The 14,468-nt window shown below is 72.0% G+C and carries 14 protein-coding genes; 6 read left to right on the forward strand and 8 right to left on the reverse strand.

The features are described 5' to 3' along the window. Positions 1-3: 3 nt before the first annotated feature. Both ACJ73U_RS37815 and ACJ73U_RS37820 read left to right on the forward strand, forming a co-directional pair. Entirely contained in the window at positions 4-1,686 is a 1,683-nt protein-coding gene (locus tag ACJ73U_RS37815) for an ABC transporter substrate-binding protein (protein WP_407782575.1), read from the forward strand. Then, positions 1,683-3,437, forward strand: a complete 1,755-nt coding sequence (locus ACJ73U_RS37820) for a dipeptide ABC transporter ATP-binding protein (protein WP_407782576.1) — start codon at positions 1,683-1,685, stop codon at positions 3,435-3,437. The genes ACJ73U_RS37815 and ACJ73U_RS37820 overlap by 4 nt, the downstream gene beginning before the upstream one ends. Before the next feature lie 63 nt (positions 3,438-3,500). On the opposite strand, the gene ACJ73U_RS37825 is transcribed toward ACJ73U_RS37820, so the two are convergent. Together ACJ73U_RS37825 and ACJ73U_RS37830 are read right to left on the reverse strand one after the other, a co-directional pair. Continuing rightward, positions 3,501-3,860 carry a hypothetical protein gene (locus ACJ73U_RS37825; protein ID WP_407782577.1) on the reverse strand — a complete coding sequence of 120 codons (360 nt, stop codon included), beginning with the start codon at positions 3,858-3,860 and terminating at the stop codon, positions 3,501-3,503. A gap of 195 nt (positions 3,861-4,055) precedes the next feature. After that, the gene (locus ACJ73U_RS37830) at positions 4,056-5,078 is read right to left on the reverse strand and encodes an aldo/keto reductase (RefSeq protein ID WP_407782578.1); all 1,023 of its coding nucleotides are present in this window, start codon (positions 5,076-5,078) and stop codon (positions 4,056-4,058) included. A gap of 90 nt (positions 5,079-5,168) precedes the next feature. Between ACJ73U_RS37830 and ACJ73U_RS37835 the strand changes: the two genes are divergently transcribed. Continuing rightward, positions 5,169-5,735, forward strand: a complete 567-nt coding sequence (locus tag ACJ73U_RS37835) for a TetR/AcrR family transcriptional regulator (protein WP_407782579.1) — start codon at positions 5,169-5,171, stop codon at positions 5,733-5,735. On the opposite strand, the gene ACJ73U_RS37840 is transcribed toward ACJ73U_RS37835, so the two are convergent. Beyond that, positions 5,713-5,922 carry a hypothetical protein gene (locus tag ACJ73U_RS37840; RefSeq protein WP_407782580.1) on the reverse strand — a complete coding sequence of 70 codons (210 nt, stop codon included), beginning with the start codon at positions 5,920-5,922 and terminating at the stop codon, positions 5,713-5,715. The two genes, ACJ73U_RS37835 and ACJ73U_RS37840, sit on opposite strands and share 23 nt — an antisense overlap. Positions 5,923-6,050: 128 nt before the next feature. Here ACJ73U_RS37840 and ACJ73U_RS37845 point away from each other — a divergent pair, with 128 nt between their 5' ends. Further along, complete coding sequence (locus tag ACJ73U_RS37845; protein ID WP_407782581.1) at positions 6,051-7,751, forward strand: ArnT family glycosyltransferase; 1,701 nt, start codon at positions 6,051-6,053, stop codon at positions 7,749-7,751. An 18-nt stretch (positions 7,752-7,769) separates the two neighbouring features. On the opposite strand, the gene ACJ73U_RS37850 is transcribed toward ACJ73U_RS37845, so the two are convergent. Further along, entirely contained in the window at positions 7,770-8,462 is a 693-nt protein-coding gene (locus tag ACJ73U_RS37850) for a uracil-DNA glycosylase (RefSeq protein ID WP_407782582.1), read from the reverse strand. Between the two features lie 74 nt (positions 8,463-8,536). Then, complete coding sequence (locus ACJ73U_RS37855; protein WP_407782583.1) at positions 8,537-9,085, reverse strand: hypothetical protein; 549 nt, start codon at positions 9,083-9,085, stop codon at positions 8,537-8,539. Between the two features lie 143 nt (positions 9,086-9,228). On the opposite strand from ACJ73U_RS37855, the gene ACJ73U_RS37860 reads away from it, so the two are divergent. Beyond that, on the forward strand, positions 9,229-9,792 hold the full coding sequence (locus tag ACJ73U_RS37860; protein ID WP_407782584.1) for a TetR/AcrR family transcriptional regulator: 564 nt from the start codon (positions 9,229-9,231) through the stop codon (positions 9,790-9,792). Between the two features lie 54 nt (positions 9,793-9,846). Here ACJ73U_RS37860 and ACJ73U_RS37865 read toward each other — a convergent pair whose 3' ends face one another. Further along, on the reverse strand, positions 9,847-11,046 hold the full coding sequence (locus ACJ73U_RS37865) for an oxygenase MpaB family protein (RefSeq protein WP_407782585.1): 1,200 nt from the start codon (positions 11,044-11,046) through the stop codon (positions 9,847-9,849). Positions 11,047-11,371: 325 nt separating this feature from the next. Between ACJ73U_RS37865 and ACJ73U_RS37870 the strand changes: the two genes are divergently transcribed. Further along, positions 11,372-12,535, forward strand: coding sequence for a TetR/AcrR family transcriptional regulator (locus tag ACJ73U_RS37870; RefSeq protein ID WP_407782586.1), 1,164 nt, complete (start codon positions 11,372-11,374; stop codon positions 12,533-12,535). A 33-nt stretch (positions 12,536-12,568) separates the two neighbouring features. Here the strand turns inward: ACJ73U_RS37870 and ACJ73U_RS37875 are convergent, their stop codons facing one another. After that, the gene (locus ACJ73U_RS37875; RefSeq protein ID WP_407782587.1) at positions 12,569-14,050 is read right to left on the reverse strand and encodes an FAD-dependent oxidoreductase; all 1,482 of its coding nucleotides are present in this window, start codon (positions 14,048-14,050) and stop codon (positions 12,569-12,571) included. Positions 14,051-14,206: 156 nt separating this feature from the next. Further along, a complete protein-coding gene (locus ACJ73U_RS37880; RefSeq protein ID WP_407782588.1) occupies positions 14,207-14,461 on the reverse strand; it encodes a Smr/MutS family protein in 255 nt (84 codons plus the stop codon). Positions 14,462-14,468: the final 7 nt, after the last annotated feature.

Below are 14,468 nucleotides of genomic sequence, written 5' to 3' on the forward strand. Positions count from 1 at the left end.
ACCATGAACCTCGGATCACGCCGGCTCGCAGCCGCGATCGGCGTCGTGCTGCTGCTGGCGGCCTGTGGCGCCAACGACAAGGAGTCGCGGTCCGCCACGGCGTCGGACGACCTGAGACCCGGTGGCACGCTGACGGTTCTGACCGACCAGACGACGTTCCCCTTCGACCCGGCCAGGAGCCAGGGGCTCGCGATCACCTCGAACGGCCTGGTGCACCGCAGGCTCACCACCTGGAAGGTCGCGAAAGGACGGACGACCACGGTGGTGCCGGACCTCGCCGAGGACACCGGCAAGGCCAGTGACGGCGGCAGGACCTGGACGTTCACCCTCAAGGACGGCCTGCGGTTCAGCGACGGCAGCCCCATCACCTCCGCCGACATCAAGTGGGGCGTCGAGCGTTCGTTCGCACCCGCGTTCACCGGCGGGCTGGGCTACCACAAGACGCTGCTGGAGGGCGGACCGGGCTACCAGGGTCCGTTCGAGGGCAAGGAGCTGACCTCGATCGAGACCCCGGACGACAGGACGATCGTCTTCCACCTGAGCCGCGCCTACGGCGACTGGCCGTGGGTGGTCAGCACACCCGCGTTCTCCCCGGTGCCGAAGGGGAAGGGCGCCGAGGCCGACTACGGTGAGCACCCCGTCACGTCCGGGCCCTACCAGGTGGCCTCCTACGAGAAGGGGGTCGCGGTCACCCTCACCCGGAACACCCACTGGAACAAGAAGATCGACGGCCTGCGGCCGGGGCTGCCGGACAAGATCGTGTTCTCCCTCGGCCAGGACACCTCGGTGATCTCGCAACGCCTCATCGACGACAGCGGGGACGACCAGTCGGCCTTCGGGGCGTCGTTCGTCTCCCCCGCCGAGCTCGCGCAGCTGCGGGGGAACTCCTCGGCCACCGACCGGCTCGTCACCTCGGAGTCGGGTGCGCTCGCGTTCCTGGCGCTGAACACCCAGCGCGGTGTGCTCACCGACCCCAAGGTGCGCAGAGCTTTCCAGTACGCCGTCGACAAGAGCGCCTACCAGGTCGCGTCGGCCGGCAACGCCAGGCTCGCCGGGGACATCGCCACCACCCTGATCACGCCGGGCATCGGCGGGCGCGAGGAGTTCGACCTCTACAAGACGAAGCCGACCGGCGACCCGGAGAAGGCCAAGAAGCTGCTCGCCGAGGCCGGGCACCCGAACGGTCTGGACAACCTGCAGCTGGTGGTGGGCAACGTCAACAACTACCCGGAGAAGGCGCAGGCCATCCAGGCCGCGCTGGCGAAGGCGAACATCAGGGTGACCATCCGCTCGCTGGACAGCGACGCCTACGACGCCGAGGTGACCACGAACCCCAACCCGACCTACGACCTGACCCTGGAGGCGTGGCAGCCGGACTTCCCCAGCGCGAACGCGAACCTCCAGCCGCTGTTCGCGTCGTCGGAGATCGGTGGCGGCGGCTACAACACCGCGCGCTACAGGAATCCGGACGTCGACCGGCTCATCGAGGAGGCGCAGAGCACCGTCGACCAGGGCGCGGCCGGCAGGAAGTGGGCGGCGATCGACCGGAAGATCCTCGAGGACTCCCCCGTCGTGCCGCTGATCTACACCCGCAACTCCTTCCTGCACGGGTCCAAGGTCGTCAACTTCCAGATCGGCGAGTTCCCCGCCTACCCGGACTACCGGCTGGTCGGGCTCGCCAGGTGAGTGCTCCCCTGCTGTCGGTGGAGGGCGTGACGATCGCGTTCTCCGCCGACGGACCACCGGCCGCGCAGGACGTCAGCTACGCGCTGGCCGAGGGCGAGGTGCTCGCCGTGGTGGGTGAGTCCGGCGCCGGCAAGACGGTGACCGCGATGTCGCTGCTCGGGCTGCTGCCGGCCACCGCCAGCGTCACCGGTCGGGCCTGCCTGCGCGGGCGGGACCTGTACGCGCTGCGCCCGGCGGAGCTGCGTGCCGTGCGGGGCAACGAGATCGCCATGATCTTCCAGGAGCCGATGAGCGCGCTCAACCCGGTCCTCACGATCGGGGTCCAGCTCGTCGAGGCCGTCCGCACCCACCAGCGGGTGTCGTCCGCGGCGGCCCGGCGCAGAGCGGTGCGGCTCCTCGACCTGGTGCGGCTGCCGGAACCCGCGCGGCGACTGGGTTCCTACCCGCACGAGCTGTCCGGCGGGCAGCTGCAACGCGTGGTCATCGCGATGGCCATCGCCAACGACCCGGTGCTGCTGATCGCCGACGAGCCGACCACCGCGCTGGACGTGACGGTGCAGGCCGAGATCCTCGAGCTGCTCCGGGACCTGCGCGCGGACCTGGGCACCGCGATCCTGCTGATCACCCACGACATGGGCGTCGTCGCGGACATCGCGGACCGCGTCGTGGTCATGAGTGAGGGGCGGGTGGTCGAGCAGGGCGGCGTCACCGACGTCTTCGCGAGCCCGCGCGAGGACTACACGAAGCAGTTGCTCGGCGCGGTCGTCTCACTCGGCGGCGCCGCCACCGCCGCGGTGGAACGAGCCCTGCACGGCGATCCCGGCGAGACCGGCGATCTCGGCGAGACCGGTGACATCGTCGAGGCCGGCGGCACGCACACGGCCGCGGCGGAACACCCGGCGACGCGGTCGGTCCCGGACACGCCTGCCGTGGAGCCGGTGCTGCACGTGACGGACCTCTCGGTGAGCTACGGCGGCCGGTTCCGGCGGATCACCGTGCGCGCGGCCGACCTGGTCAGCCTCCACGTGGAACCCGGCGAGATCCTCGGCCTGGTCGGCGAGTCCGGCTCCGGCAAGACCACCGTGGCCGGCGCCGTCACCGGCCTGATCCCGCCCACCCACGGCACGGTGCTCGTGGCCGGCACGGACATCCACCGCGCCGACCGCCGCACCGGCAGAGCGGTGCGGCGGCGGATCGGCGTGGTGTTCCAGGACCCGCTGTCCTCGCTCAACCCGCGCGCCACCGTCGCCGCCAGCATCGCCGAGCCCATCCGCCTCCACCGGGCACTGCGGGGCGCCGACGTGGACGGACGGGTCGACGAGCTGCTGGAGATGGTCGCGCTCCCCGCGAACCTGCGCCACCGGTACCCGCACGAGCTGTCCGGCGGCCAGCGCCAGCGCGTGTGCATCGCCCGCGCACTGGCCCTGGACCCCGACCTGCTCGTCGCGGACGAACCCACCAGCGCGCTGGACGTGTCCGTGCAGGCACGCATCCTCGACCTGCTCCGCGCTCTGCAGCGCCGGCACCGGTTCGCGTGCCTGTTCATCAGCCACGACCTGGCCGTCGTCGAACAACTCGCCGACCGGGTCGCCGTCATGCACCGCGGGCACGTCGTCGAGCACGGCCCCACCGCGGCCGTGCTCAACCAGCCGCTGCACCCCTACACACGGCGCCTGCTCGCCGCCGCACCCGTGGCCGACCCCGCCGAACAACGCCGCCGACGAGCGGCGTGGCGCGAACTGAACCGGTAGAAGAGCCGCGTCGGTGCGACCGGCCGAAGTGGACGGACGTGCGGCGACCTCGTCGAGACCTGGTCAGGACGTCGTGATCGGCTGGGGGTTCTGGTCGTCGCCGCCACCGTCCTCGTGTGCGGCCTTGCAGGCCTTGATCGCGGTGTCCAGCTTCACGTCGTCGACCACGAGCAGCGCGATACAGGCGTCGAGATGGCCGTCGCCGGCCGCCTTGCAGGCGACGTCGTACTTGTTGTCGTCGTTGCCGTTCTGGCCGCCGTTGTCACCGCCACCGCCGCCGTTGTCACCACCGTTGTCGCCGCCGGCAATCTGCGTGCACTTGTCCTGGTCGGCCTGCGCCGGGCTCGCGACGGTCAGCGAGATCCCGGTGAACGCCAACACGGCCGCCGCACCAGCGGCCAAACCACGAAAGGTACGGGACATTACACGGCTCCTTTCCGGAGGGTATGGGCTCACGCGAGTAGCCTCACGCGCCATTCCCCACACCGCTCACGCGCACAGTTCCCACTATCGGGAGTGCGCGCCACCCGGAAGTGGCACTCCCCGCCCACCTCCTCAGGTCCCGGTGACAGTCCGAACACGACAGAGCCGGTGATGCCGAGCGTCAACGCGACGTTCTCAGGCGGCGCGGCGGTCGGTGACGGGGCGGCGGCGCAGGTTCGGCGTCAGCAGTGCCGGTGGCTGGTAGGCCTGGTCGAGCGCGCCGACGTCCGTGCCCGGGGGGACGATCTCGTCGATGCGGTCGAGGATGTCGTCGGTGAGGGCGACGTCGACGCCGGCCAGCAGGTCGTCCAGCTGGTCCTCGGTGCGGGCGCCGAGCAGGGCGCTGGTCACCCCGGGATGGGCGATGGTGAACGCCATGGCGAGGTGGGTCAGCGGCAGGCCCGCCTCCTCGGCGACCGGGACGAGCCGCTCGACGACCTCGAGGCGGCGCTCGTCGTGGAGGTGGTCGACGAAACGCGCACGGCGCAGGTCGTTCCGCTCGCCCCTGCGCACGCGGCCGGTGAGCATGCCCTGCCCGAGCGGCCCCCACACCAGGGTGCCCAGCCCGTACCGCTGCGCGACGGGCAGCACCTCGCGTTCGATCCCGCGGTTGAGGATCGAGTAGGCCGGCTGCTCGGTCCGGAACCGCACCAGGCCGCGCCGTTCGGCGACCCACTGGGCCTCGACGATGTCGGAGGCCGGCAGCCCGGAGGTGCCGATGGCCCGGACCTTGCCGCTGTGGACCAGGTCGGAGAGCGCCGACAGGGTCTCCTCGATGTCGGTGGCCGGGTCGGGGCGGTGGATCTGGTAGAGGTCGAGGTGGTCGGTGCCCAGCCGGCGCAGCGAGTTCTCGACCGCGGTCGTGATCCACCGCCGGGACGCGCCCTGCTGGTTGGGGTCGTCCCCCATCGGGCGGCTGACCTTGGTCGCGAGCACGACGTTCGCGCGCCGTCCCTTCAGTGCCCGGCCGACGATCTCCTCGGAGTCGGCGTAGGCGTCGGCGGTGTCGACGAAGTTGATGCCCGCGTCGAGCGCCTTGTGCAGGACGCGGATCGAGTCGGCGGGGTCGGGGTTGCCGATGGACGTGGCGAACATCAGCGTGCCCAGCGCGTACGGGCTGACCTTGATGCCCGTCCGGCCGAGGGTGCGGTACCGCATGGCGGTCTCCTGCCGTATCGTGAACCGGAAAGCTTTTCCGCAACCATACGGAAAGGCTTTCCGGTTACGCAAGTGGAGTGGAGGACGGCCGTGACCGAGACCTCGGCCGCGCGCCGGCGGCGCGCGGACGCACGACGCAACCTCGAGTCCCTGCTCGAGGCGGCGAAGGCCGTCTTCGCCACGTCCGGGGTGGACGCACCGGCGAAGGAGATCACCGACCGGGCGGGTGTCGGGGTGGGAACGCTCTACCGGCACTTCCCGCAGCGCTCGGACCTGGTCATCGCGGTGCTGGAGCGCGAGATCGACGCCTGCGCCGACGCGGGCCCGCAGCTGCGCGCCACCCACCCGCCCACGGCGGCGCTGGTGACGTGGATCCGGCGTTACACCGAGCTCGTCGCGACCAAGGCGGGCCTCGCGTCGGCCCTCCAGTCGGCGGGCGAGGCGCACCAGGCGCTGCGCGAACACTTCTACCAGCGCATGGGGCCCGTGCTCGAGACGATGATCGCGGCCGCGGCCGCGGCGGGCGGGGTCCGCGCCGACATCGACGCCAAGGACGTCCTGCACGCGGTGGCCCTGCTGAGCCAGCCGGTGCCCGGCGAGGAACCCGGCTACGGCCGGCACCTGGTCGACATCTTCATCGACGGGCTGCGCCCCTGACGCCCGCCGTGGGACGGCACCGCGCTCGCCACCGGTCGCCGCGCGGGTGGCGGGTCACCATGTCCCCCAGCTCGTTCTCGACGGTCTCGACCGGAATGGCCCGCACCACGAGCGGTACCTCACCGGGTCGGGCCCCGGCCGGCTGGCCGGGCCCCCGCTCGTCCTTGCCGAGTTCGACGATCGCCACTCGCGACGCCGATGGCGCCCGAACAACCGGACAGCCTCACATCCGTCCTAGGGTGGACGGTGTCCGTGCTCCTGGGCGGGCGCCGGCCCCGCAGTGGCGACTGTTCCTCGGACGGAAGGACCTTCGGGTTGTCACCCACCACCAGCCTGGCTCCGAGCACGGCCGAGGTAACCCCGGAGGAACCGCCGGCGGCCGGCGACGGGCGCCGGTTCGACTGGTTGCGGCGGCACCGGCGGTGGTGTTTCGCGCTGGTCGTGGTCGTGTTGCTCGCCGAGATGGCGTTCGCGATGGTCACGACGGCCGTGGAGCAGACGCCGACCATCGACGAGCCGGTCTACGTCGGCACGGCGGTGGTCTACCTGCGGCAGCACGACCTGCGGTACAACCCGGAGCATCCGCCGCTGGGCAAGCTGATCATGGCGACCGGGCTGGCCTTCGCCGACGTACGGCTCGACCCAGCGTTCGCCGGTGACCAGTCACAGCTCGGCCGGCACGTGCTGTACGAGTCGGGCAACGACCCGGGACGGGTGATGTTGCTGGCGCGGCTGCCGATGATCGTGCTGACGCTGCTGTTCGGGCTGGTCGTCTTCGCGTTCGCGTGCGATCTGGTCGGACCCGTGGGCGGGATGGTGGCACTCGCCCTGTACGCGTTCTCGCCGGACGTGATCGCGCACGGGTCGCTGGCCACGCTCGACGTGCCGGTCGCCGGGTTCCTGCTGACGTCGGTCTGGCTGCTGTGGCGGGCCCGGCGCCGCCCCGTCCTGTACCTCCCCCTCGCGGGGCTCGCCCTCGGCGCGGCCCTCGCCACGAAGATGAGCGCCCTGGCCGCGGTTCCGGTGTTGCTGCTGCTGGTCGCGCTGTCCGTCTGGCACGCCCGCCGCGCACGCGATCCCGACCCGCGCAGGACCGCCGGGCTCGTCGTGGCGGCGGCGGCCGCGGTGGTGCTGATCGCGGTCGCGGTGGTGTGGGCCTCCTACCTGGCCGTGGATCCGCGGCTGCGCTTCGAGACGCCACCGGGCCTGCCGGCCGTCCACGGACTGCGCGCGCTCGTCGACTGGCTGCCGTTCCCCCGGCCGTACCGGGACGGGATGCGCGTCCAGTTCGGCTTCGAGGACCAGGTGTGGGGCGGCTTCCTGTTCGGCCGGCAGTACCTCGGTTCGCTGTGGTACTACGTGCCGGCCGCGCTGCTGGTGAAGACGCCGCTGGGCGCGCTGGCGCTCGGGCTGGCCGGCACCGTCACACTGCTGGCGGTCCCCCGGCTGCGCCTGCCGGCGCTGTACGTGCTCGTCCCCACGGCCGTGCTGCTGGTCTCGGCCATGAACAGCGAGCGCGACCTCGGCGCCCGGTACGCGATCTTCGTACCCATGTTCCTGGCGGTCGCGGCGGCCGGGGTGGTCGCGCTACGGCCGCGGTGGGCGCACGTCGCCGCGGCGGTCCTGGTCACCTACGCCGCGGTCAGCGCGCTGAGCACGTTCCCGTACTACCTGCCGTACTCCAACGAGGCCTTCGGCGGCCCGGCGAGGACCCACCTGCGCCTGCACGACTCGAACGTCGACTGGGGCCAGGATCTGGGCCGGCTGTCGGACCGCCTGAGGCAGCGTTACCCGCGTGAGCGGGTCTGGCTCGTCTACAAGGGCAGCGGCGTGCCGTCCTACTACGGCATCAACGCCGCCGACCCCCTCGCCGTGCCGCCGGCCCGGGTGCGCGGGCTGCTCATCGTGTCGGACTCCGCCGTCGCCAGGGCCGACGACCGCCTGGCAGCGCTGATCGACGGCAGCACACCCATCGACGAGGTCGGTCACTCCATCACGATCTACCTCCGGCCGTGACCCGCGGCGTCCGCAGGGTCAGGATTCGGCGCATGACCGGGTCACGGTCGAGGCCGGTGCGGCGGCGAGTTCCTTCGCACGGTGGACCACGGCGTCCAGCATGGCCGCGGTCAGCACGCCCGTGTTGGTGTTCTGCCGGCTCGGGTGATAGCTGCCCAGCAGCACCAGACCGGCAGGGGTCACCTGCTCCGCACCGTGTGCGAACCGCGGCAGCGGGCGCGCTCCCGCCCACCGCGCCACCGCCCGCCAGGCGAACGCGCCGAGGCACAGCACGACGCGCAGCGCGGGCAGGGCGTCGACCTCCGCGGCCAGGAACGGCAGGCAGGCGTCCCGTTCCGCGGCGGTCGGCCGGTTGCCCGGCGGGGCGCACCGCACCACCGACCCGAACCACACCCCCGCCAACCGCAGCCCGTCGTCGCGGCGCTCGGAGACCGGCTGGTCGGCCAACCCGGCGCGGTGCAGGGCGGCCACGAGCCAGCTCGCCGTCGAGTTGCCGGTGAACGCCCGGCCGGTCCGGTTGCCGCCGTGCGCGGCGGTGGCCAGACCGGCCACGTAGATCCGCGCGTCGGGGTCGCCGAACCCCGGCACCGGCCGCGACCAGTACTCCTCGCCGGCGAACCGCGCTGGCCGCTGCTCGGCGCAGGCCTCGCGCCACCACACCAGGCGGGGACAGGCCCGGCACGCCACGATCCGGTTCCGCACCTCGAGCATCGACTCCACCCCCTGACTCTCCCGCAGACCCCCGACAGCGCCGCCGCCGCCCCGACCGCCGGCGAGCGAGCGGGTCACCTGGCGGTACGCCCCAGCCGCAGCGCCGAGAGGAGGAAGAAGACGCCGCCGAGCGTGGCGTAGGCGGCCAGTGTCGTCAGCGAAGCACCGTCCTTCGCGGCCTGAACGATGAACGACGCCCCGGCCACCACGGAGACGGTGCCGCTGACGATCATCGGCCACTGACCGCCCAGACCGCGCCGGCCGGCACCGACGAGGAGCTGGACGAGGCCCGACACGATGGCCCAGCTCCCCCACACACGCAGGACAGCCGGGATCCCGGACGACGCGGCGATGGCGAGGCCGGCGGCGGCGAGCAGGCTGACCGCGATGTTCACGTACAGCCCCGGCACCGGCCTGGTCGCCTTCGACGAGCGGGCGTCGACGACCGCGGCGACGGCATCGAACACGGGGTAGAGCACCAGCAGCGTGCCGCTGACGGCGCCGAGTCCCGACGCGGTCGCGAACAGCAGTCCGGCCCAGACGACGGCGAACGCGAACCGGACGAAGTACAACCGGCGCAGGGAAAGCCCGGCGCCGACGGCCCGATCGGTGATGGTGCTCATCCGGTCTCCTTCGGATGGCTGACGGTGCAGCCGAGTAGATAGAACGTTCGGTCCTGTGGATCGAACACTGGCACGAGCCTCGCACTACGTCAAGACCGAACGTTCTATCTGCTACGGTGGCGCCAGTGGAGGGGAGCGAAACGGTGTCCGAAGCACGATCCCGGCTGCTCGCCACGGCGAGCCGGCTGTTCTACGCCGAGGGACTGCACTCGGTCGGCGTCGACCGGATCATCTCCGAGGCGTCCGTGACCCGCGCGACCCTGTACCGCCACTTCCCCGGCAAGGACGACCTCGTGGTCGCCTACCTGCGCGCCGCCGACGACGCGATCCGCGCGCAGGTGGGAGCCGCCCGCGCCGCCGGGGGCGCCCCGGCCGAGGTGGTCCGGGCGGTCGCCGCGTCGATCGCCGACGGCATCCGCTCGCCCGGGTTCCGGGGATGTGCCTTCCTGAACGCCGCGGCGGAGTACCCCGACCCCGCGCACCCGGTGCACCAGGCCGTCCTCGCCCACCGGCAGTGGTTCCTGAGCACCGTCACCGAACTGCTGGCGCGGACCGGGGAGACGGCACCCGAACCCGCGGCGAGGCACTTCGTCATGCTGCGGGACGGCGCGATGGCGGCGGGCTGCCTCACCGACCCCGTACCGGTCTGCGAGACGTTCCTCCTCGGTGTCGAGGGGATCCTGCGGTACCGGGACGCGAACCCCTGACGGCTCACCCCCCGACGACCCGGCGCGCGGACGTGCCGGGTCGTCGGGCCGGGCTCAGGGCCGGTTGCCCGTGGGGATGGTGATGAGGGTGGCCGTCGGTGAGGTGCCCTTGTCGAGGAACAGCATCGCCAGCGCGCGGATGAACTGGTCGAACATGTAGAACCCGACGGGCATGATCGGCAGCAGCCCCTCCCGGAACGCGATGTAGGCGGGCCACCCGGTGCGGACCAGGGCCGCCGCCGCGTAGTCGCGTGGCAGCTGGAGCCAGTCGCCGATCGCGTCGCTGAGCACGTAGCGCACGAACTCGTTGAGGAACCCGCGCGTGACGCCCAGGTCGATCTGCGCGGTCAGGCCGAGCAGGTCCTCGGCCAGTTCCCTGCCCTCCCGCGTCGGGGCGAGGATCGGGGTGAGCACCTGCGCCGACTGCGCGTCCGCGGCGGCCCAGGTCTGGGGGATGAACTCGTCGCGCACGCCGAGCAGGTGGATGGCGACCTGCCACGAGTGCAGGAAGGCATCCTCCTCCGCGGCCGTCATCGGGACGTGCCACTCGCGCAGCTTCCGGTGCACGAAGGTGCCGAGGCTGTGGAAGGTGACCAGGATGTCGCCGTTGCTGATCGGGATCTGCTCGTCCGGGACCGCCTGCTGCCAGTGCGGCGACCGCGGCAGCAGGTGGCGCACTGCCGCGTGCACGAGGCGCGTCTTGTTGGACGTGACCAGGAACTGGCCCGCGGGGTCGAAGGCGTTCAGCTCGCTGAGGTCGTAGCCGAAGGTGAACGTCTTGGCCGCGCGGTCCTGCATGTCGGCACCGCCCGCCGACCAGTAGACCGACGCGGCCTCCCGCGGGATCACCGTGCTCATGATGCCGCTGCCGAGGCCGTAGAGCATGAACAGGTAGGTGTCCTTGCGCCGGTTGAAGTCGGCGGCCAGGCGCAGCTTGGCGCGGTCGGCCCAGGACGGCAGCGTGGTGACCCGCCGCAGGTAGGCGGCGAGGTCGGCCGGCAGGCCGCTGGGCAGCGGGTCGCCGTTGTTCACCCACGACCGCAGGGCCGTGTTGACCGCCGGCACCTGGCCGTTGTCGAAGAGGCCCGCCACCAGGCGGTCGACCTCGTCGTCCCAGACCCACCACGGGTCGCTCCCCGCGGCGGCGCCGGCCGCCGAGCCCGCCGACGCCCAGGCCGGGGCAGCGCCCGCCACGCCGACCAGGCCCAGCGCAACACCGAGCGAAAGGACGTTCCTCCTGCTGAGATTGCTCATTTACTTACCTGGCTTCCTTGGTAGGCATAGGCACCGCTTGTGCAGGGTGTCGCGGTAGCAAACCAGCCACGATCTCAGACGCATCAGAATGAGATTCTTCATTAACATATCGAAGCGGATCGGCCGTCGGCAAGGGAATCCCCACCTGAATCGGTCCCTACGCCGACGGGAGCGCGCATGACCATGGACGCAGGCGAGCGCCGCTGCGCGAGAAGGAAGATGTAAACCGGCAGTCACGCGGGGGCGAGTCGCGTCGGTCTGGTTCGTCCCGTGGTTGACTGGCACGCATGGCCCTGTCCCCGCGTACGTCCGCCCGGGTGCCGCGGTGACCGCCGAAGCGGCCGCGGCCGTCCGGCCGCGCAACCGCAGGCAGCTCATCGTCGAGGCGGCCGGTCGGGCGTTCAGCGAGCACGGCTACCACGCGGCGTCCATGGAGGAGATCGCCGCCAGCGTGGGCATCACCGCGGCGGCCCTGTACCGGCACTTCCCGAACAAGTACGCGTTGTTCGCCGAGTGCGCGAACGTCCTGGTGGACCGGCTCGTCGCCGTGCTCGACGAGGTGCCCGCCGAAGCGGCCCTGGTGGACGTGCTCGCCGCCGTCACGCGGGTCACCGTCGCCCACCGGGCGGCGGGCGGCCTGTACCGGTGGGAGTCCCGTTACCTCAACCGCGAGGACCGCCAGGTGCTCCGGGCGAAGTTCGCGCACGTCGTCGGGCGGGTGACCGACGTGGTGCGGCGCGAGCACCCGCTGCCCGACGAGCACCTGCGTGCCGCGGCGGCACTCGGCGTGATCGGGTCCATCACCATGCACCGCACCTCGATCGCGCAGCGCCGGGTCGAGGAGGTGCTGCTGGCGGCCGCCACGCGCGTGGTGGCGACCGACCCGACGGCGGCCACCGGGAGCGCACGCTCCGTCGAGCTACCCACCCAGCCCGTGCCCCGCACCCGGCGCTCGGAGATCCTCGCGGCCGCCATCCCGCTGTTCGAGAAGGACGGGTTCACCACCGTCACGAACGGCCGGATCGCCGAGGCCGTCGGGCTCGTGCCGTCCGCGATCTACCGCTACTTCCCCGGCAAGGCCGACATCCTCGCGGCGGCCTGCCTGCAGGCCGCGGGACTCCTGGCGCAGGCGGTGGCACAGAACCTCCTCGGGGTGGTCGACCCGCACGACGCCGTGGTCGCACTGGCGGCGACCTACGTGGCCTACAGCTTCGAGCACACCGCGCTCACCAACGTCGCGAACGCGGAGCTCGCCGGTCTGCCGGCCACCCTGCGGCGCCCCCTGGTCGTCGCGCAGCGCGAGCACATCGCGGTGTGGGAGCGGCAACTGCGGTCGGCGCGTCCGGAACTCGACTCGCGCCAGGCCCGGGTACTGGTGCACGCCGGGTTCGGCGTGGTGGTCGAGGCCGGCCGCGGACTGCGGTGGCGGGACAGCCCGGACAACCGCGACGCCGTCGTCGCCTTGCTCGTGGGTGCCCTGGGTCTCTGACACTCCGCAGGGCATGCGGCCGGCGGACCGCGATCAGGGCGCGGACACGCCGACACGCTGGAGGTAGGGCTCGACGCTCGAGACGTCACGGGTGACGGTCGCGACGTAGCCGTCGGGGCGGACGAGCACCCACTGGCCCGGCTCGAGGCCGTAGGTGTCCCGGACGTGGTCGCCGGTGTCCCGAATGTCGCCACCGACCAGGTGGACGTGCAGGCCGGCGCGTGCCGTCGGCGCCGACCCGGGGTCGGCCTCGTAGCCGAGCAGGGTCCAGTGTGGCCCCTGGAACAGGGTGAACAGCCGGGTGGGCGGGCCACCGGCACCGGTGACGGGCGCGTCCGGGGCGCGGTCGCCGGCCAGCACGCCCTTGTCGCGGTCCGGGTCGGCCAGCGCCAGGGACGAGCGGGAGTAGCCGAGGTCGAGCTGGCTGCTCTCCCGGCCACGGGACATGCGCCGCCGGTCCTCGCGCAGGAGCCGGGTGGACAGGTTGAGGACCTCCTCGGCGACCGGCCTGCGCTCCTGCTCGTAGGTGGCCAGCAGCGACTCGTCGGCGCCGCCGAGTACGGCGGCGAGCTTCCACCCGAGGTTGTAGGCGTCCTGCAGGCTGGTGTTCAGGCCCTGCCCACCGGTCGGCGGGTGCACGTGCGCCGCGTCCCCGGCCAGGAACACCCGGCCCCGCCGGTAGGTGTCGGCGATCCGCGCGTTCATGGCGAACGCCGACGCCCACGACACGGACCGGACGGTCACGTCGTCGCGGCCGGTGCGCTCGCGGAGCAACGCGGTGAGCCCGGCCGCGGAGAGGTCGACGTCCACGTCGAACGGGACCGGCGCCTGGAGCTGGAACATCTCCGTGCCGCGGAGCGGGCACAGCGACACCTGCGCGGACGTGTTCTCGCCCCACCGGTGCCAGAACGCCGCGGAGACCCCCTCGGCGTACACGTCGGCCACGATCGCCCGCACGCCGAGGGTCCTGCCCTCGAACCCGATCCCGAGGCTCTTGCGGACGAAGCTCGCCCCGCCGTCCGTGCCGACCAGGTACGCCGCGCGCACGATCCGCTCGCCGCCCGGTGTCGCGAGCCGTGCGGTCACCCCGTCGCCGTCGGCCTCGAAGCCCACCAGCTCGTGGCGGTAGCGCGGGGCCTGCCCCAGCTCGGCAAGCCGGTCACGCAGGACGCGTTCGGTGCGGAACTGCGGCACCATCAAGGGAATCTGGTACGGCTCGGCCGTCGTCGCCGGGGACAGCTCCCCGACCGGGCTGTCCACCGGCCCGTTGTCCGTGTAGGCCCGCTGCGGCGGGTACTCGCCCCCGGCCGCGACGACTCGGTCGATCACCCCGAGGTCCTCGAACACCTCCTGGCTCCTGGGCTGGATCCCCTTGCCCCGCGACCCGATGAACGGGTGCGGCGCCTTGTCGACCAGCACGAGCGGCACTCCCCTGCGCGCCAGGTCGATCCCCGACGTCAGCCCGGCCGCTCCGGCCCCGCTGATGAGCACCCCGGTCTCCACGACATCCACCATGACTCGTCTCCCTCCAATAATATGTGCGACTTGCACATGTTATGGAGCGAGAACTCCCGCTGTCAACGCATGCTTCTGCTCATCGTGACTCCTTATGCGTGCTTGCTACACCTATCTCACGGCCGGCGGCGGACGAGTGGACGGTCGTGCGGACGCCTACTTCCAGCGGAAGTGCACGAAGATCCGGCCGAAGTTGTCCGAGTCCTTCTCCACCCGGTGGTAGATCGCCTTGATCTCCTTGCGGTCGAGGAAGCGCAGCACCCGCTTCTTCAACGCGCCGGAGCCCTTGCCCGGGATGATCTCCACCAACGGCGCCTTCTTGGCGACCGCCTCGTCGATGATCGCCTGTAGGGCGCGGTCGATCTCCGCGCCGCGGTTGTAGATGTCGTGCAGATCGAGCTTCAGCTTCACACCCGCC

This window comes from Actinophytocola sp. (assembly GCF_045807065.1).
Taxonomy (GTDB): domain Bacteria; phylum Actinomycetota; class Actinomycetes; order Mycobacteriales; family Pseudonocardiaceae; genus Actinophytocola.